Raw genomic sequence first — 18,184 nt, 5'->3', positions numbered from 1 at the left:
CCCGCACCGCCGCCCTTCCCACCCACGTGTAGACGAAGTGAGGGCGACGTGTCTGGGACGGGGACGGGGAGGCCCGGCGGGCGGTGGTTGGGACTGGCCCCCCGGAGCGAGATATGCTTCGAGACAGCCTGCGAGTGGAACATCTCGCGGAGGGGTGGATCCCGCCCGCCGGGCCTCCCCGTCCCCGGCCCGCAGACGGAGCCACGAACGAAGACCCAGACCCAACCTCAAGCCAGCTCGGCGCCCTCGCGGGCCTCCTTCGGGAGCAGGAACGCCACCAGGAAGCTGACCGCGTAGCAGGCCAGGCTCACCCAGACGATCCCCTTGGTCGAGTCGGCCCAGCCGTCGGTGGGCAGCCACTGGAAGAAGATCGTGCCGATGATGGCCACCCCGAGCGCACCGGAGAACTGCTGCGAGGCGTTGAGCACCCCGGAGCCCGTGCCGACCTCGTGGTCGCCGAGGTCGGCCAGGATGATGTCGAACAGCGGGGCGAAGATCGCGCCGCTGCCCAGGCCGGTCACGAACAGCGCGGGGGCGAGGTCCCACCCGGTCGCGCTGGTCCCGAAGTGGTCGATGGTCAGCCAGAGACCGACCATGCCGACGCCGATGACCAGCAGGCCGCCGTGGAGCACCTTGCGGCCGAACTTCGGGCCGAGTGCGGCACCGGAGGTGGCTGCGCCGACCGCCAGGCCGAGGGCGAGTGGGGTCATGGCCAGGCCGGTGTGCATCGGGGTGAAGCCGAGGCCGAGCTGGATGAACAGGTTCACGATGAGCATCACGCCGTTCATGGCGACGAAGAACGACGCCAGGAAGACCACCCCGGCCACGAAGCCGCGGTTGCGGAACAGCGAGCGTTCGATCACCGGGTGCGTCGAGCGGCGCTCGCTGAGCACGAACCCTGCGAAGACCACCGCGGACGCGGCCATCATCACGAAGCACCAGGCCGGCCAGTCGTGCTCGCGGCCCTGGACCAGCGGGTAGATCAGCAGCGCCGAGGCGAGGGCCAGGAGCACCGAGCCGGTGACGTCCAGCTTCTTGTCGCGCTCGCGGGGCACCTGCGGGAGGTACTTCACCGCGAGCACGGTGCCGACGACGCCGACCGGGATGTTGATCAGGAAGATCATCCGCCAGCCGCTGCCGAACAGGTCGGCGTCGATGAGGAAGCCCGCGAGGATCGGGCCGAGGACGGCGGCCAGCCCCATGATCGGGCCGAACGGGATGAACGCCTTCTGCAGGTCGTCGGGGTGGAAGGACTGCTTCACCATCGCCAGCCCCTGCGGGATCATCACCGCGCCGAAGGCGCCCTGCAGGACCCGGAAGGCGATCAGCGCCCCGGCGGTCGGGGCGAGGCCGGAGAGCAGGGACGCGAGGGTGAACCCGGCCATGCCGATGATGAACATCCGGCGCCGGCCGACGATGTCGCCGGCCCGGGCCGAGATGACCAGGCCGATGGCGAAGGCCAACGTGTACGCCGCGAGGACCCACTGCAGGGTGCTCTCGCTGCCACCGAGGTCGGCCCGGATCGAGGGGCCGGCCAGGTTGGCGATCGTGGCGTCGAGCAGGTCCATGACGTCGGCCACGATGACGACGGCCATGACCATCCAGCGGTACTTGTAGCCGCGGGACTCCTGCGGCGAGGTATCCGCCGCTGGGGAGGGAGTGGTGACGGACATTGGGACTCCTGGGATAACGGACGAACGGTGTTCGTGCTGTGCGAACACTGTTCTAATAGCGAACACTGTTCGTGTCAAGTACATTGTTCGACATGGCCGAGGGAGACAACCGTGAGCGCACCTGGCAGGCCGGACCGGTCCGGGTCCGGGTGACGCTGCCGACCGCGCGCCCGCAGCCTCGGGAGCGCAAGGAGCCGCTGACCACCGACCGGATCGTCGACGCGGCGCTGGAGATGATGCGCACCGACGGGTACGACGCGGTGTCGATGCGCTCGCTGGCCCGGACGCTCGACACCGGGCCGGCCTCGCTCTACCAGCACGTCCGCAACCGCGACGAGCTCGACCAGCTGGTCCTCGACCGGATCGCCTCCCAGATCGACGTACCGGAGCCGGACCCCGAGCGCTGGGCGGAGCAGCTCAAGCAGATGCTCCGCGACACCCTGGCGATCTACCGCGCCCACCCGGGCTCCGCCCGGGCCGCGATGGGCCAGGTCCCGACCATGGAGGGGACCATGCGGGTCGCGGAGGGGATGATGGCGATCTGCCTCGCGGGTGGCATCTCGCCCCAGGCCGCCGCCTGGATGTGCGACGTGGCCTCCCTCTATGTCGGCGCGCTCGCCTACGAGGAGTCGATCTGGATCGCGCGGGAGAACTCCACCAAGGCGGGCGAGCAGCCCGACCACGAGGCGATCGACGAGCAGATGCTGCAGTTCTGGCGGCAGCTCCCGCCGGAGCGGTTCCCGATGCTGACCACCTACACCACCGAGATGACCTCGGGCGACGGCGACGAGCGGTTCGAGTTCGGCATCGACATGCTGGTGAGTGGGCTGGCGGCTGTCTCCGAGCGCTACCGCTGAGCCCAACGGGGCGGGGCTAGCCTGACCGTCCATGGCGGAGCGCGACCGCGGCTCGATCGACGTGGTGGTCGCGGCCATGCAGGACCGCCTCGACGGGCTGCCCCCGGAGAAGGAGCACCGCCGCGAGTTCCTCGGCACCTACCAGCGCACGACGGTCGCGGTGGCCACGGCGGTCGGCGACGGGGTCTTCGAGGACGGCCCGTGGGTCGAGGCGTGGGACGTCGCCTTCGCCAACCTCTACCTGGCGGCCCTCGACGCCGACCTGGCCGGCGGCCGGCCGCCACGTCCCTGGCGGCTCGCGTTCGACGCACCGCCGGACCTCAAGCCCCTCCAGCACGTGCTGCTGGGGATCAACGCGCACATCAACTACGACCTGCCCCAGGCGCTGCTCGCGGTCATCAGCGACGAGGACTTCGTCGATCCCGCGCTCATGGCGCGCCGGCGGCGCGACCACGAGCGGATCGACGGCGTCCTCTCGGGCCGGGTGGCGGCCGAGGACGGCGAGCTCGCGGCCCAGTCGGCGCGGAGCCTGCTGGACCGGGTGCTCCAGCCCCTCAACCAGCGGGCCTCGAAGCGGTTCCTCCGCGAGTCGCGGGTGAAGGTGTGGCACAACACGGTGGAGCTGCAGCAGGCCCGGCTGGCCGGCCCTGCGGCGTACGCCGAGCGGCTCGCCGAGCTCGAGGTACTCACCGCGGCGAAGATCGCCGACCTGCTCGCGCCCGGCCAGGTGCTGCTGCGCCTGGCGGTGACCGGGTTCGGTGTGGTGCTGCCCCCACCGGCATGAGGCGGGACCTGCGCCCCTCCCGCCTGACACGCCCGGGCACACCGGCCGGGGATTCACGGTCCCGGGGTACGACGCGGGTAGGGTTCGGAGGGCTGAGCTTCCCCCGCGTCAGCCCCTGACGTCCCGCTATCTGCGAGGGAGCCCCGTGTACCTGAAGAGCCTGACCCTCAAGGGGTTCAAGTCCTTCGCGTCCTCCACCACCCTCCAGCTGGAGCCGGGGATCACCTGCATCGTCGGGCCCAACGGCTCCGGCAAGTCCAACGTCGTCGACGCCCTCGCCTGGGTCATGGGCGAGCAGGGCGCCAAGTCGCTGCGCGGCGGGAAGATGGAGGACGTCATCTTCGCCGGCACGGCCGGGCGGCCGCCGCTGGGGCGGGCCGAGGTGCTGCTGACGATCGACAACACCGACGGCGCGCTCCCGATCGACTACTCCGAGGTGACGATCAGCCGGACCATGTTCCGCAGCGGCGGGTCCGAGTACGCCATCAACGGCACCCCCTGCCGCCTGCTCGACGTGCAGGAGCTGCTCTCCGACTCCGGCATCGGCCGGGAGATGCACGTCATCGTCGGCCAGGGCCAGCTCGACTCGATCCTGCACGCGACCCCGGAGGACCGGCGGGGGTTCGTCGAGGAGGCCGCCGGCGTCCTCAAGCACCGCAAGCGCAAGGAGAAGGCGCTCCGCAAGCTCGACGCCTGCGAGGGCAACCTCACCCGCCTGACCGACCTGCTGGGCGAGATCCGCCGCCAGCTCAAGCCGCTGGGCCGCCAGGCCGAGGTGGCCCGGCGCGCGGCCGGCGTGCAGTCGACGGTCCGCGACGCCAAGGCCCGGCTGATCGCCGACGACCTCGTCACCGCGCGGGCCGCCCTGGAGCAGGAGCTGGCCGATGAGTCCGTGCTGGTCGCCAGGCGCGAGGAGGTGGAGGCCCAGCAGGCCGCCGCGGCCCGGCGCGAGGGCGAGCTCGAGGCGGCCCTCCGCGAGGACCTCCCGGCACTCGCGCAGGCGCAGGAGACGTGGTTCCAGCTGAGCGGGCTCCGCGAGCGGCTGCGCGGGACCCAGTCCCTGGCCGCCGAGCGGGTCCGCAACGCCGAGGGGCTGGCCACCGGTGAGGTGGCGACGGGGCGCGACCCCGAGGCGCTCGAGGTGGAGGCCGCCCACCTGCGCGAGCAGGAGCTCGCCATCGAGGCCGAGGTCGAGGAGCACCGGCTGACCCTCGAGCAGGCGGTGTCCGCCCGCCGTACCGCCGAGGAGGCGGTCGCCGAGGAGGAGCGCCGGGTGTCCGGGCTGCAGCGCGCCGCCGCCGACCGTCGCGAGGGGCTGGCCCGCCTCACCGGCCAGGTCAACGCGCTGCGCTCCCGGGCAACCGCGGCCGACGACGAGATCGGCCGGCTCACCCAGGCGCACGAGGACGCCCTCAACCGGGCCGCCCGCGCCCAGCGCGACTTCACCGCGCTGGAGACCAGGGTCGCCGGGCTCGACGCCGGCGAGGAGGGGCTCGACGCCGAGCACGAAGCCGCCGCTGCCGAGCTCGCCGACCTCGAGGAGCGGCTGGCCAAGGCCCGCGAGGAGGCCCAGCGCGCCGAGCGCGACCGGGCGACGTTGGCCGCCCGCAAGGACGCCCTCGAGCTCGGCCTCAACCGCAAGGACGGCGCGGGCGCGCTGCTGGCCGCCTCCGACCAGGTGTCCGGCCTGCTGGGCTCGGTGGCCGCGCTGCTGACCGTCCGGAGCGGCTTCGAGGCCGCGGTCGCCAGCGCGCTCGGCTCGGCCGCCGACGCGGTCGCGCTGGAGAACGCCGACTCCGCCGTGGCCGCCATCGGCCACCTGAAGGACCACGACCTCGGCCGGGCCGGGCTGCTGCTCGGCTCGGGGCCGACCCACGACGTCAGCGGCTGGCCGGCGCTGCCCGCGGGCGCGACGTACGCCATCGACGTGGTCACCTGCCCCGACACGGTGCGCCCGGCGCTCACCAGGCTGCTCGACCGGGTCGCCGTGGTCGACGACCTGGCGGCCGCGCGGGCGCTCGTCCGTGACGACCCCTCGCTCACCGCGGTCACCTGCGACGGCGACCTGCTCGGCGCGCACGTGGCGGCAGGTGGCTCGGCCAGCCGGCCCAGCCTCATCGAGATCCAGGCCGCGGTCGACGAGGCGGCCCAGCAGCTGTCCGAGGCGGTGGCCGCGGGCGAGCGGCTCGGCTTCGACATGTCCCGGCTCGAGCGCGAGCGGCACGAGGCCCAGAAGCGGGTCGACGTCGCGCTGGCCAAGCTGCACGAGTCCGACGCGACCCTGGCGGCGGTGGCCGAGGAGCTCGGCCAGTTCGGCGCCCAGGCCCGGGCGGCCCGGGGGGAGGCGGAGCGGCTGGAGCGCGCCATCGCCGAGGCGCGCGTCGCCCGCGACCAGGACCTCGCGGGGCTCGGAGAGCTGGAGGCGCGGCTGGCCCGGGCCGAGGAGGACCCGGAGCTCGAGGAGGTCACCGATCAGCGCGAGCCCCTCGCCGAGGCCGCTCGCGGCGCCCGACAGGCCGAGACGGAGGCCCGGCTCGCCCTGCGCACAGGCGAGGAGCGGTCCCGCGCGCTGCACGGCCGCGCCGACCAGCTCCTGCGCGCCGCTCACGAGGAGCGCGAGACCCGCGCCCGCGAGATCGAACGCCGAACCCGGCTGCTCCGCGAGGGGCGGGCCGCGGAGGCCGTCGGCGTCGCGGTCGGCTTCGTGCTCGATCGGCTCGACCGCTCGGTCGCCCGGGCGGCCGAGGCCCGAGCCGAGGTCGAGCGGGCCCGGCAGGGCCGCGAGGAGGCGCTGCTCGCCGTACGCGGCCGGCTGCGCGACCTGGCCCGCGAGCACGACGAGCTGGTCAGCTCGGTGCACCGCGACGAGATGGCCCGCACCCAGCAGAAGATGCGGCTCGAGCAGCTCGAGGAGCGGGCTCTCGAGGAGCTCGGGCTGGACGCCGAGACCCTCGTGGCCGACTACGGCCCCGACCAGCCGGTCCCGTTCACCGGGACGGTCGAGGAGGGTCAGGACGAGCCCGAGCCGGCGCCGTTCGTCCGCGAGGAGCAGCAGAAGCGGCTGCGGGCCGCCGAGCGCGAGCTGGCGATGCTCGGCACCGTCAACCCGCTCGCCCTGGAGGAGTTCAGCGCCCTCGAGGAGCGGCACAAGTTCCTCGGCGAGCAGCTCGAGGACCTCAAGAAGACCCGCAAGGACCTCCTCGACATCGTCCGCGAGGTCGACGCGCGGGTGGAGCAGGTCTTCCGCGAGGCCTACGAGGACGTCGAGCGGGCTTTCGAGCAGACCTTCCACCGGCTGTTCCCGGGCGGCGAGGGCAGGCTGGTGCTCACCGACCCCGACGACATGCTCAACACCGGCATCGAGGTCGAGGCCCGGCCGCCCGGCAAGAAGATCAAGCGGCTCTCGCTGCTCTCCGGTGGCGAGCGCTCGCTGGTCGCGGTCGCCTTCCTGGTCGCCCTCTTCAAGGCCCGGCCGTCGCCGTTCTACATCCTCGACGAGGTCGAGGCCGCGCTCGACGACACCAACCTCGGCCGCCTCCTGGAGATCTACGAGGAGCTGCGGGAGAACTCCCAGCTCGTGGTCATCACCCACCAGAAGCGGACCATGGAGGTCGGCGACGCGCTCTACGGCGTCTCGATGCGCAACGACGGCGTCTCCGCGGTGATCAGCCAGCGGCTGCGCGAGGCCGAGGCCTCCTAGCCGGACCGGCCGGAGCAGCACCGTGCCCGCCCAGCGCCCGACCCGGGACCACTACGTCCACTGGGAGACCGTCACCACCCGCTGGGCCGACATCGACGTCTACGGGCACATGAACAACGCGCGCTACTTCGAGATCATCGACACCGTCGTCAACAACCACCTCGAGCAGGCGACCGGCACCGACATCCGGAGCCTCCCCGCGATCGGCGTGGTCGCGGAGGTCGGGTGCAGGTACTTCGCCGAGGTCGGCTACCCGGCGCCGGTCGACGTCGGCGTCTATGTGGAGAAGGTCGGGAACTCCTCGGTCATCTACAAGGTCGGCCTCTTCCAGGGCCCTGGCGACGAGGCCGCGGCCGAGGGCACCTTCGTGCACGTCTACGTCGACAACACCGACCCGGTGCGCCCCGTCGTACCCATGCCCGAGGAGATCCGCGCCGCGGTCACACCACTGCTCCGCTGACGCCGGCCTCCTGATTGGATAGGTGCATGTCCGAGCTGGCGCTGCTGATCCTCATCATCGCCGTCGTCGCCGTGCTGCTGGTCGGCGTCGTGATCGGTCTCGTGGTCCGCGGCCGCAGGCCCGCCCCCCTGCCGGACACGCACACCGACGTGATCGTGCAGCCGCCCGAAGCGGCCGCGGACACCCAGGCGCCGCCGGTCGAGGTGAGCGCGCCTCCGGCCACCATGGAGAAGCCCGAGACGACGGCATCCCGGCTGGTCCGGCTGCGCCAGCGGCTGGCCGGGGCGCAGGGCGGCTTCGGCAAGGGACTGCTGGCGCTGCTCAGCCGCGACCGGCTCGACGAGGAGACCTGGGAGTCGATCGAGGACCTCCTGCTCACCGCCGACCTCGGGGTGGCGCCCACCCAGCAGATCGTCGAGGGGCTGCGCACCCGGCTGCGGGTCGAGGGCGCTCCCGAGGACGCGAAGGCCGCGCTGCGAGCCGAGCTCGTCGGGCTCGTCGACCCCACCATGGACCGCCGCCTGCAGGTCAGCGGCGCCGACGGCAAGCCGGGCGTCGTCCTCGTCGTCGGCGTCAACGGCACCGGCAAGACCACCACGGTCGGCAAGCTGGCGCGCATCCTCGTGGCCGAGGACCGCACCGTCACCCTCGGCGCGGCCGACACCTTCCGGGCCGCCGCCGTCGACCAGCTCGCGACCTGGGGGGAGCGGGTCGGCGTCGAGGTGGTGCGCGGCGCGGAAGGCACCGATCCGGCCAGCGTCGCCTTCGACGCGGTCCAGCACGGCGTCGACGGGGGCGTCGACACGGTCATCGTGGACACCGCCGGCCGGCTGCAGACCAAGGCGAACCTGATGGACGAGCTCGGCAAGGTCAAGCGGGTGATCGAGAAGCTCGCACCCGTCACCGAGGTGCTGCTGGTCATCGACGCGACGACCGGCCAGAACGGCCTGGTCCAGGCCCGGGTCTTCTCCGAGGTCGTCGACGTCACCGGCGTCGTGCTGACCAAGCTGGACGGCTCGGCCAAGGGCGGCATCGTGGTCTCCGTGCAGCGCGAGCTCGGCGTACCCGTCAAGCTCGTCGGGCTCGGCGAGGGGCCGGACGACCTCGCGCCGTTCGACGCGAACGCCTTCGTCGACGCGCTGCTGGGCTGACATGCCGCGGGTCTCCGTCGTGTTCGACCCCGGCTACGACGACGAGCTCCGCGCCATCTCGCTGGCCACCCTCGACAACCAGACCCTCACCGACCGGGAGGTCGTGGCGTCGCTCGCGGAGGCGACGGGGGACCACGTCGCCTTCCTCGACGCCGGCGACTCCTGGGTGCCCGACCGGCTCGAGCGGCTGGTGGGCCTGGGCCGGCCGTTCGTGGCCGACGAGCTCGAGGGGGAGCGGGGCAACGGGGACAAGGTCGTGTTCCGCACGCCCGCGCCCGATGTCGAGCCGGCCCGGCTGGTGGCCCGGCGCGACGCATTGCTGGCGCTCGGCCCGGTCGATCCCGCCCTGCCGACCGCCTGGCTGCTCGACCTGCTGCTGCGCGGGCGCACCGAGGTGGAGCTGGTGCCGGTCGTCGGCGTACGCCGCAGGTTCCCGGACCGCCGCCGTGCCCTCCGCCCGCCACCCGGTGACTGGCGCCGGGTCGTCCTGAACAAGCACCTCGTCGACTGGGCCGCCCTGGGGGACCGGCCCCGGACCGCGGGGCTGACCAGCGTGGTCGTGCCGACCTACGACGACAGCGAGCTCACCACGGCGTGCGTCGGGTCGCTGCTGGCCGACACCGCCGCCGGCGGGTCACCGGTCGAGGTCGTGGTGTGGGACAACGGCTCCTCACCGGAGGTCGCCGCTGCGCTGGACGCCCTCGCAGGGGACCGGGTCCTCGTGCACCACAGCCCGGAGAACCACGGCTTCGCACTTGGCAACAACCTCGCCCTCGCCCACGCCACCGGCGACGTCGTCGTGTTCCTCAACAACGACACCACGGTCCCGCCGGGATGGCTGGCCCCACTCCGCGAGGCGCTGACCGACGACGACGTACTCGGTGCGCAGCCGCTCCTGACCTACCCGAGCGGGGCGATCCAGTCCGCGGGCGTGGCCTTTCCGACCTGTGGCGGGCTTCCGCACGCGTTCCTGCAGGGCTTCCCGGCCGAGGACGCCTACGGAGTCGAGGGGCTCCGCTTCCACGCGCTGACCGGGGCGGCGCTGGCGCTGCGGTACGCCGACGCGGTGGCGGTGCGCGGGTTCGATCCGGTGTTCTCCAACGGCATGGAGGACGTCGACCTCTGCCACCGGCTGGCCCGCCTGCGGGAGGGTCACTTCCGGGTGCTCGACGCGGCGCCCGTCCTCCACCACGAGTCGCGCACGGCGGGCCGCTACGACCGGCACCTGGCCAACCGGCGGGTCTACCTCGACCGGTGGCAGCACGTCGTGGAGCCGCGCGACGACGCCGCGCTCTGGGCCACGCGTGGCCTGCGCGTCGTCGACCACGACACCGGCCCGGCGCGGCGGGACGAGCCACCCCGGCTGCGCATCCCGCGGCCGGTGCTGGTCAGGGAGGCCCGGCTGCAGATCGTCGAGAGCACCCGGCTCCGGTGGGCGATCAAGAACGCCGCTCCAGCGGGCCCTGGCGGCGGGCGGTGGGGCGACACGCACTTCGCCTCGGCCCTCGCCGCCGCCCTGCGGGACCACGGCCACGAGGTGGTGGTCGACCGGCGCCCCGAGTGGGACCGGGCGACGGGCCGGCACGACGACGTCGTCCTGGTCCTGCGCGGGCTGGTCGCGCACGAGCCCGGTCCCGAGCAGGTCTCCCTGCTCTGGGTGATCTCCCACCCCGAGCTGGTCACGGCTGACGAGGTCCGGGGCTACGACCGGGTGCTGGCCGCCGGCCGGGCCTGGGCCGAGCGCCGGAGCCGGGACTGGGCCGAGCAGCTGACCGGCCCGATCGAGCCGCTGCCGCAGGCGACCGACCCCGAGCGGTTCCACCCGGACGCGGCCGCTCCGGACACCGGCGAACCGGTCCTGTTCGTGGGCAACTCGCGGCGGATGCTCCGGCCGGTCGTCCGTGACGCGCTGGCCGCGGGGCTGCCGCTGGCCGTCTACGGCGACCTGTGGTCCGGCCTGGTCCCCGACGAGGTGGTCCGGGCCCGGTCACTGCCCAACGAGTCGCTGGCCGCGGCGTACCGCTCCGCCGGCGTCGTCCTCAACGACCACCACGAGGCCATGCGGGCCGACGGCTTCGTCTCCAACCGGCTCTTCGACGCGGTCGCGAGCGGCGCCCGCGTGGTCAGCGACCCGGTGGACGGGCTGGCGGAGCTGTTCGGACCCTCCGTCCAGGTCTACGAGACCCCCGACGACCTGCGCCGCCTGGCCACCCTCGACGACCCGGACTCCGTCTTCGGTGACGACGCCGCTCGCCGGGCCGCCGCTGCCCGGGTCCGCACCGAGCACTCCTTCGCCGCTCGGGCCGCACACCTGGTCGAGGTCGCCCTGGGGGCAAGGGCCGCCCGCACGCCGGGATAGTCCGTGACGAAATGGTCGTGCGAACACTGTTCTCCACAACCATTTCGTCACGGACTATCCCGGTGACCGGATCGCGAAGGAGCGAGCGAGCTCGTCGGGGTCGGCGACCCGGAGGAGGTTGCGCTCGAACATCTCGACGTCGGCGGACGGTACGGCGGCCAGGAGCCGCTCCTTCCAGTCGGCCAGGTCGGGGGTGTCGTAGGGGTTGGCCACCAGGAACCGCCGCTTGAACAGCGGGAACCCATCGGCCAGCAGGTCGAAGACCCCCGGCCCGTAGACCGGGTGGTTGGGCCGAAGCCCGGGCACCCAGGTGTCGAAGTCGAACCCCTGGCCGACGAGGTACTGCGTGGTGCCGGTCTCGTACTTCTGGACCAGGTTGCCCCGGTCCCGCTGGGGCCGCACGGCGTCCAGCCGGCGCCGGAAGCCGGCGTCGTCGAGGACGGGCCGGCGCAGGGCCAGGAAGTAGGAGCCGACGTGCACCAGCTCCGGGTAGCGGAACGCGGTCGGCGGCAGCCAGGACCGCTTCACCTCCTCCAGGGGCACCGACTGCGGCTGCCACGGCTCCGGCTCGAAGCGCCGCGCGGTGACCTGGAGACCCCAGAAGTCACCCGCCCGCGCGTCCATCCGCGCGAACACCTCGTCGAGGGGGCGGACCAGCCAGCACGAGTCGTTGACGAGCAGCACCTCGTCGTACGCCGCCAATGCCTCCCAGCCGACAAGGTCGCGGGCCAGCAGGCTCCAGGAGCCGAAGTCGTGGGCGCCGTGGGCCCGGACCCAGGCGCCGCGGGCTGCCGACAACCGCTCGACCTGGCCGTCCTGCAGCGACCCGTCGGCGCAGACGTAGACGTCCGCGTGCCGGGCCAGCTCCTCGACGTACGCCGCGACGCAGTCGTCGACCAGGCCGTCCGCGTCGTACATCGCGAACAGGCAGGCCCGCCGCGGCGCCGACACCGTGGCCGGCCGCCGGGTCACCCGGCGCGGGAGCGGCAGCAGGCCGCGGTGCCGGCCGTCGAGCAGGTAGTGGACGAGCGGGTTGACGGCCGTCTCCGACTCGTCGGCCGGGTCGAGGTACTCCGCCCAGTACCACCACACGTCGAAGTCGAGGCTCGGGTTGCGCAGCGCCCGCCAGCCACGCCGGCAGAAGTGGTCGACCGGCTCGGCGCCGCGCTCGGCCTGGGGCTGGTTGTGGGCGAGGTAGCCGGTCTCGTCGACCGCGCCCGCGAGCCGTACGACCGCCACCTCGCAGCGCCGGCGCTGACCGACGGTCACCTCGCCGGCGGCGGGCAGGTCGAGCGCGTGCACCCCCTCGTCCAGCGCGCGCCGGAGCAGCGACTCCGCCTCGGCCGACTCCTCGCCGGCGCTGAGCCAGGCCGCTACCAGGCGCGCCCAGGCGCGCTGGAAGGGCGGCCCGGGCTCGACGTCGGTCACGGGCCACATCATCGCCGTAACCCCGACGTAACACGCAGACCGCTACCTGTTGCATCCCCGCAACACTGCGAGGCGGGCGGCCGAAACGTGCGGCCAGCAGGGTTCTGGTCAAGACGACCGATGGAGGTTCTGTGGACGGCTACTACGCCTGGATGTTGGTGGCGACAGCCCTCGTCCTGATGATGACGACCCCGGCCCTGGCCCTGTTCTACGGCGGGATGAGCCGGTCGAAGTCCGTGCTCAACATGATGATGATGTCCTACGTCGCCCTCGGCGTCGTCGGCATCGTCTACGTGCTGTGGGGCTGGTCGATGACGTTCGGCGAGGACACGGCCGGCGGGCTGTTCGCCAACCCGTTCGACCTGTTCGCCCTCGACGGCGTCGCCTGGGACGGCTACATCGGGGTCGTCTTCCAGCTCACGTTCGCGGTCATCACGGCGGCGCTCATCTCGGGCGCGATCGCCGACCGCGTGAAGCTCTCCGCGTGGGTGGTCTTCCTCCCGCTGTGGGTCACGCTCTCCTACTTCCCGATCGGCCACATGGTCTGGGGCGGCGGCTTCATCGCCGAGCACCTCGGCGCCCAGGACTACGCGGGTGGCACGGTGGTGCACATCAACGCCGGCGTCGCGGGCCTGGTGCTCGCGGTGGTGATCGGCAAGCGGATCGGCTTCGGCAAGGAGCCGATGCGGCCACACAACCTGACGCTCACGATGATCGGCGCCGGTCTGCTGTGGTTCGGCTGGTACGGCTTCAACGTCGGCTCGATCGTCCTTGCGGGCGACAGCGACGAGGCCAACACCGCCCAGTTCATGTCCGAGACCGGGCTGACCTTCCTCAACACCACGATCGCCACCTGCTCGGCGATGCTCGGCTGGCTGCTCGTGGAGCGGCTGCTGCACGGCAAGGCCACCACCCTGGGTGCGGCGTCGGGCATCGTCGCCGGCCTGGTCGCGATCACGCCGTCCTGCGGTGCGGTCAACCTGCTGGGCGCGATCGCCATCGGCGCGATCGCCGGCGGTGCCTGCGCCTGGGCCGTGGGGCTGAAGTACCGGCTGGGCTTCGACGACTCCCTCGACGTCGTGGGCGTCCACCTGGTCGGTGGCGTCATCGGCACCGTGCTCATCGGCCTCTTCGCCACCACCGAGCACGCCGCGGCGAGCGAGGACGGGCTCTTCTACGGCGGCGGCCTCACCTCGCTCGGCCACCAGGCCGGCGCGGCGGCCATCGCCATCCTCTGGTCCGGCGTGATGACCGCGATCATCGGCCTGGCCATCAAGTACACGCTCGGCTGGCGGGTCTCCGACGAGGCCGAGGTCGAGGGCGTCGACTTCGACCAGCACGGGGAGACGGCGTACGACCTGCACACTGGTCTCGGCGGCGGCGGCAAGCCCGCCACCTCGGTGCTCGCCACCTCGACCGTGCCGGTGACCGACAGCGAAGGAGCCAACGCGTGAAGCTCGTGACTGCGGTGATCAAGCCGCACAAGTGGGAGGACGTCCGGGAGGCCCTCGAGACCTTCGGCGTGACCGGCATGACCGTCAGCGAGGTCAGCGGCTACGGCCGGCAGAAGGGCCACACCGAGGTCTACCGGGGCGCGGAGTACGACATCGCGCTGGTGCCGAAGATCCGGGTCGAGATCGTGGTCGACGACAACGACTCCGCGGACGTCGTGGACATCATCGTCAAGACCGCGCAGACCGGCCGGATCGGTGACGGGAAGGTCTGGGTGAGCCCGGTCGAGACCGTGGTCCGGGTCCGCACCGGCGACCGGGACACCGACGCGCTGTAGGACCGAGAGAGGTCCCGGTCCCGGTGACCGCCGACGAGCGGGCCCGGCGTACGGCGGCCGCCGACGCGCTCTGCGCTCGGGCGTGGGGCGCTGCCGGCGCGGCAGACGACGGGCTGGCGCTCGTCGCGGTCGGCGGGTACGGCCGCGGCGAGCTGGCACCACAGTCCGACCTCGACCTGGTGCTCGTGGGAGACACCGACGACGAGCTCGGGCGGGTGGCCGAGCAGCTGTGGTACCCGCTGTGGGACTCCGGCGCCACCGTCGACCACTCGGTGCGGACGCTGCCCGACATGGTGGCGGCCGCCGACGCGGACCTGCGGGTGGCATCGGGGCTGCTCGACGTGCGCCACGTCGCCGGTGACCCGAACCTCACCCTCCGGCTCCGGACCACGATGCTCGCCCAGTGGCGCCGCCAGGCCCGCGAGCGGCTGCCCGAGCTGCACCGGATCGTCCGCTCCCGGCACGACCTCATCGGCGAGCTCGCCCACGAGTCGGTGCCCGACCTCAAGGAGGGCGAGGGCGGGCTGCGCGACGCGACCGTGCTCAGGTCGCTGGTGGCGACCTGGCTGGTCGACGTGCCCCACGTCGAGCTGGAGCGGAGCCGGGTCGCGCTGCTCGACGTCCGCGACCACCTGCACGCGATCGCCGGGCGGGCGACTGACCGGATCGCGCCGGAGCTGTGGTCCGAGCTCGGTGCCGCCCTCGGCCTCGACGATGCCCGCGCCGCCCAGGTGCACGTGCGCGAGCTCGGCCGCCGGATCACGCACCTCTCGCGGCTCACCTGGCGGCGGGTCGACGACGTGTTGGCTCGGCCGGCGCACGTCGGCGTACGCCGGCCGAGCCTGACCCCCGTGGCCGTGGGTGTCGCGCTGTCCGCGGGCGAGGTGGTGCTGGACCGGCGCGCCCGGCCCGCCGAGGACCCGGCACTGCTGCTGCGCGCCGCCGCTGCGGCCGCCGAGCGCGACGTCGTCCTCGCGCCACCGACAGCCGCCCGCCTGGCTCGCGAGTGCGCGACGCTTCCCGACCCGTGGCCGGTGGAGGCCAGGCAGCTCCTGGTCCGGCTGCTCGCCTCCGGCCGCGGCCTGCTCGGCACGTGGGAGACCCTCGAGGAGACCGGCGCGCTGGCGCAGGTCCTCCCCGAGTGGGAGCGGATCCGGCTATTGCCGCACGCCTCGGCGATCCACCGGTTCACCGTCGACCGGCACGTCGTCGAGACGTGCATCGAGGCCTCGGGGCTGATCCGGCAGGTCGCCCGGCCGGACGTGCTGATGGTGGCGGCGCTGCTGCACGACATCGGGAAGGGCAGCCTGACCGAGCACAGCGTGGCCGGGGAGCCGATCGCGCGTGGCATCGCGACCCGGATGGGCTTCGACCCGTCCGGCGTGCGGCTGGTCGCCCTCCTGGTGCGCTGGCACCTGCTGCTCGCGGAGACCGCGACCACCCGCGACCCCGACGACCCGGCGACGGTCGAGTCCCTGGCCTCCCGGCTGGGGTCGACCGAGGCGCTGGAGCTGCTCACCGCGCTCACCGAGGCCGATGCCCGGGCCACCTCGCCCAAGGCGTGGTCGTCGTGGCGGGCCGGGCTGGTCCGGGGTCTCGCCGGCCGCGTCCACGCAGTGCTCGGGAGCGGCTCGGCGCTGCCTCCGGTGGCCGGCGACGACGAGGTGCCGGTCCCCTCGGACGGCGGAGCGGGTGGGCTCTCGATCACCGCCGAGCCTGCCGTGGACGGCTCGCGGGTCACGGTCGTGGCGCCGGACCGGGTGGGGCTTCTCGCCGACCTGGCGGCGGTCTTCGCGCTGCAGCGGGTCGGCATCCGCGCTGCCCGGGCGCGGACGCTGGATCGCTACGCCGTCTCCGTGTGGGAGGTCGCCGACGAGCACGTCGACGCCGCCGTCCTGCGGCAGCGCTACGACGCGATCCAGGAGGGCCGGCTCGACCCCGCCCCCCGGCTGGCGCCGCCGGCGGGTCAGGTGCTGGACCCGGCGGTCGCCGTACGACCCGAGGCCTCGGCCCGGGCGACCGTCCTCGAGGTGCGGGCAGCGGACCGGCCCGGGGTCGTCTACCTCGTCTGTGCCGCGCTGGCCCGCCTCGACATCGCCGTCCGCTCGGCACACGTCGACACCCTCGGGCCGCAAGCGGTCGACGTGTTCTACCTGCAGGAGGCGGCGGCCGGCGCGCTCAGCGAGATCCGTGCCGCCGAGGCCGCGCACGCCGTCCGCGCTGCGTTGGGCAACTGAGCCGGTTGGGGTCACCGTCAGCTGGCTCTTGTGACGGAGCCGTGGGTCGGCGGCCCCGCGCCTACCGGATCGCGTCTCGCCGTCAAGGATCGGTGGGTTTGCGGAGGGAAATCGGCACCTGGTGCCGGAAATCCTCGGCAAAGCCGGGTCCGGCGGGTTGCGGCGTGCTACGCGCGCGGCCGCCCACCCACGGACATGTCAGGGTCACCGGATATCCGCGGCGGCGCCGAAGCCAGGAGCACCCCGGCCGGACCGAGGACGATGCCCGTCACATCGGTGGGAGTAGGCCGGCGCCGTTAGGCTGGGGAGGTTGTTTCCGGCCACGATCCGCTGAGGAATCCCCTTGTTCGCCACACTCTCCGACCGCCTCGCCGACACCTTCCGCAACCTGCGCGGCAAGGGCCGGCTGTCCGAGGCCGACATCGACGCGACCGCCCGGGAGATCCGGATCGCGCTTCTCGAGGCCGACGTCGCGCTGCCGGTGGTCAAGGACTTCGTGGCAGCGGTCAAGGAGCGCGCGCGGGGCGAGGAGGTCAGCCAGGCGCTGAACCCCGCCCAGCAGATCATCAAGATCGTCAACGAGGAGCTCGTCACCATCCTCGGCGGCGAGACCCGGCGGCTGCGCTACGCGAAGTCCGGGCCGACCGTGATCCTGCTGGCCGGCCTCCAGGGCGCCGGCAAGACGACGCTGGCCGCGAAGCTCGCCCTCTGGCTCAAGGGGCAGGACAAGAGCCCGCTGCTGGTGGCCTGCGACCTCCAGCGCCCGAACGCCGTCCAGCAGCTGCAGGTCAACGGCGAGCGCGCCGGCGTGCCCGTCTTCGCGCCCGAGCCCGGCAACGGCGTCGGTGACCCCGTTGCAGTGGCGCGGGCCTCGATCGAGGAGGCCAAGCGGACCCTCCACGACGTGGTGGTCGTCGACACCGCGGGCCGCCTCGGCGTGGACGCCGAGATGATGAAGCAGGCGGCGGACATCCGCGATGCGATCGCGCCCGACGAGGTGCTGTTCGTCGTCGACGCGATGATCGGCCAGGACGCCGTCACGACCGCGCAGGCGTTCCTCGACGGCGTCGGCTTCGACGGCGTGGTGCTCACCAAGCTCGACGGCGACGCCCGCGGTGGCGCCGCGCTGTCGATCGCGTCGGTCACCGGGCGGCCGGTGATGTTCGCCTCCGCGGGGGAGAAGCTCACCGACTTCGACCTGTTCCACCCCGACCGGATGGCCTCGCGCATCCTCGACCTCGGCGACATGCTCACCCTGATCGAGCAGGCCGAGAAGACCTTCGACGCGGAGCAGGCCGCCAAGGCCGCGGCCAAGCTGACCGGGCAGGGCGGCGAGTTCACCCTCGACGACTTCCTCGAGCAGATGCAGCAGATCCGCAAGCTCGGCTCGCTGTCGAAGATCATGGGGATGCTGCCCGGGATGGCGCAGTTCCGCGACCAGCTCGAGAACTTCGACGACCGCGAGATCGACCGGATCCAGGCGATCATCCAGTCGATGACCCCGGCCGAGCGGGCCAACCCGAAGATCATCGACGGCTCCCGCCGCGCCCGCATCGCCAAGGGCTCGGGCCGCCAGGTCAGCGACGTCAACCAGCTCGTCGACCGGTTCTTCGAGGCCCGCAAGATGATGATGTCCGTGGCCAAGGGCGGCGGCATGCCGGGCATGCCGGGGATGCCGGGCCTCCCGGGCATGGGCGGCAAGCGGTCGAAGGCCAAGCAGGCGCCCAAGAAGGGCAAGGCGAAGCG

At 73.0% G+C, this 18,184-nt stretch carries 12 protein-coding genes; 10 read left to right on the top strand and 2 right to left on the bottom strand.

Annotated features, from left to right (window positions below; translation table 11 throughout):
* Window positions 1-227 precede the first annotated feature (227 nt).
* Window positions 228-1,673, bottom strand: coding sequence for a DHA2 family efflux MFS transporter permease subunit (locus tag VFV89_RS07830; RefSeq protein ID WP_329705362.1), 1,446 nt, complete (start codon window positions 1,671-1,673; stop codon window positions 228-230).
* A gap of 92 nt (window positions 1,674-1,765) precedes the next feature.
* Here VFV89_RS07830 and VFV89_RS07825 point away from each other — a divergent pair, with 92 nt between their 5' ends.
* The 6 genes from VFV89_RS07825 (at window position 1,766) to VFV89_RS07800 (ending at window position 10,984) form a co-directional block, all read left to right on the top strand.
* The gene (locus tag VFV89_RS07825) at window positions 1,766-2,530 is read left to right on the top strand and encodes a TetR/AcrR family transcriptional regulator (RefSeq protein WP_329705361.1); all 765 of its coding nucleotides are present in this window, start codon (window positions 1,766-1,768) and stop codon (window positions 2,528-2,530) included.
* 31 nt (window positions 2,531-2,561) lie between these two features.
* The gene (locus VFV89_RS07820) at window positions 2,562-3,314 is read left to right on the top strand and encodes a DUF5995 family protein (RefSeq protein ID WP_329705360.1); all 753 of its coding nucleotides are present in this window, start codon (window positions 2,562-2,564) and stop codon (window positions 3,312-3,314) included.
* A gap of 145 nt (window positions 3,315-3,459) precedes the next feature.
* Window positions 3,460-7,014: a chromosome segregation protein SMC gene (smc, locus tag VFV89_RS07815; RefSeq protein WP_329705359.1), complete on the top strand. Its 3,555-nt coding sequence runs from the start codon at window positions 3,460-3,462 to the stop codon at window positions 7,012-7,014.
* A 22-nt stretch (window positions 7,015-7,036) separates the two neighbouring features.
* On the top strand, window positions 7,037-7,474 hold the full coding sequence (locus VFV89_RS07810) for a thioesterase family protein (protein WP_329705358.1): 438 nt from the start codon (window positions 7,037-7,039) through the stop codon (window positions 7,472-7,474).
* Window positions 7,475-7,500: 26 nt separating this feature from the next.
* Window positions 7,501-8,625, top strand: a complete 1,125-nt coding sequence (gene ftsY, locus VFV89_RS07805; protein WP_329705357.1) for a signal recognition particle-docking protein FtsY — start codon at window positions 7,501-7,503, stop codon at window positions 8,623-8,625.
* Window position 8,626: 1 nt separating this feature from the next.
* Window positions 8,627-10,984, top strand: a complete 2,358-nt coding sequence (locus tag VFV89_RS07800; RefSeq protein ID WP_329705356.1) for a glycosyltransferase — start codon at window positions 8,627-8,629, stop codon at window positions 10,982-10,984.
* Window positions 10,985-11,038: 54 nt separating this feature from the next.
* Here VFV89_RS07800 and VFV89_RS07795 read toward each other — a convergent pair whose 3' ends face one another.
* Window positions 11,039-12,412, bottom strand: coding sequence for a rhamnan synthesis F family protein (locus VFV89_RS07795; RefSeq protein WP_329705355.1), 1,374 nt, complete (start codon window positions 12,410-12,412; stop codon window positions 11,039-11,041).
* A 131-nt stretch (window positions 12,413-12,543) separates the two neighbouring features.
* Between VFV89_RS07795 and VFV89_RS07790 the strand changes: the two genes are divergently transcribed.
* The 4 genes from VFV89_RS07790 to ffh all read left to right on the top strand — a co-directional run.
* Window positions 12,544-13,866 carry an ammonium transporter gene (locus VFV89_RS07790; RefSeq protein WP_329705354.1) on the top strand — a complete coding sequence of 441 codons (1,323 nt, stop codon included), beginning with the start codon at window positions 12,544-12,546 and terminating at the stop codon, window positions 13,864-13,866.
* Window positions 13,863-14,201, top strand: a complete 339-nt coding sequence (locus tag VFV89_RS07785) for a P-II family nitrogen regulator (protein WP_329705353.1) — start codon at window positions 13,863-13,865, stop codon at window positions 14,199-14,201. Before VFV89_RS07790 ends, VFV89_RS07785 begins: the two co-directional genes overlap by 4 nt.
* A 23-nt stretch (window positions 14,202-14,224) precedes the next feature.
* On the top strand, window positions 14,225-16,438 hold the full coding sequence (locus tag VFV89_RS07780; RefSeq protein WP_329705352.1) for a [protein-PII] uridylyltransferase: 2,214 nt from the start codon (window positions 14,225-14,227) through the stop codon (window positions 16,436-16,438).
* Between the two features lie 343 nt (window positions 16,439-16,781).
* Window positions 16,782-18,184 (top strand): signal recognition particle protein (gene ffh, locus VFV89_RS07775; protein ID WP_329705351.1); only part of this gene is annotated, 1,403 nt, incomplete at its 3' end.

Origin of the sequence: Nocardioides sp. (assembly GCF_036274455.1) — a bacterium.
In the GTDB taxonomy this organism is placed as follows: Bacteria; Actinomycetota; Actinomycetes; order Propionibacteriales; family Nocardioidaceae; genus Nocardioides.
The sequence above is the reverse complement of the archived record's forward strand: the minus strand, read 5'-3'. Positions and strand labels throughout refer to the sequence as shown.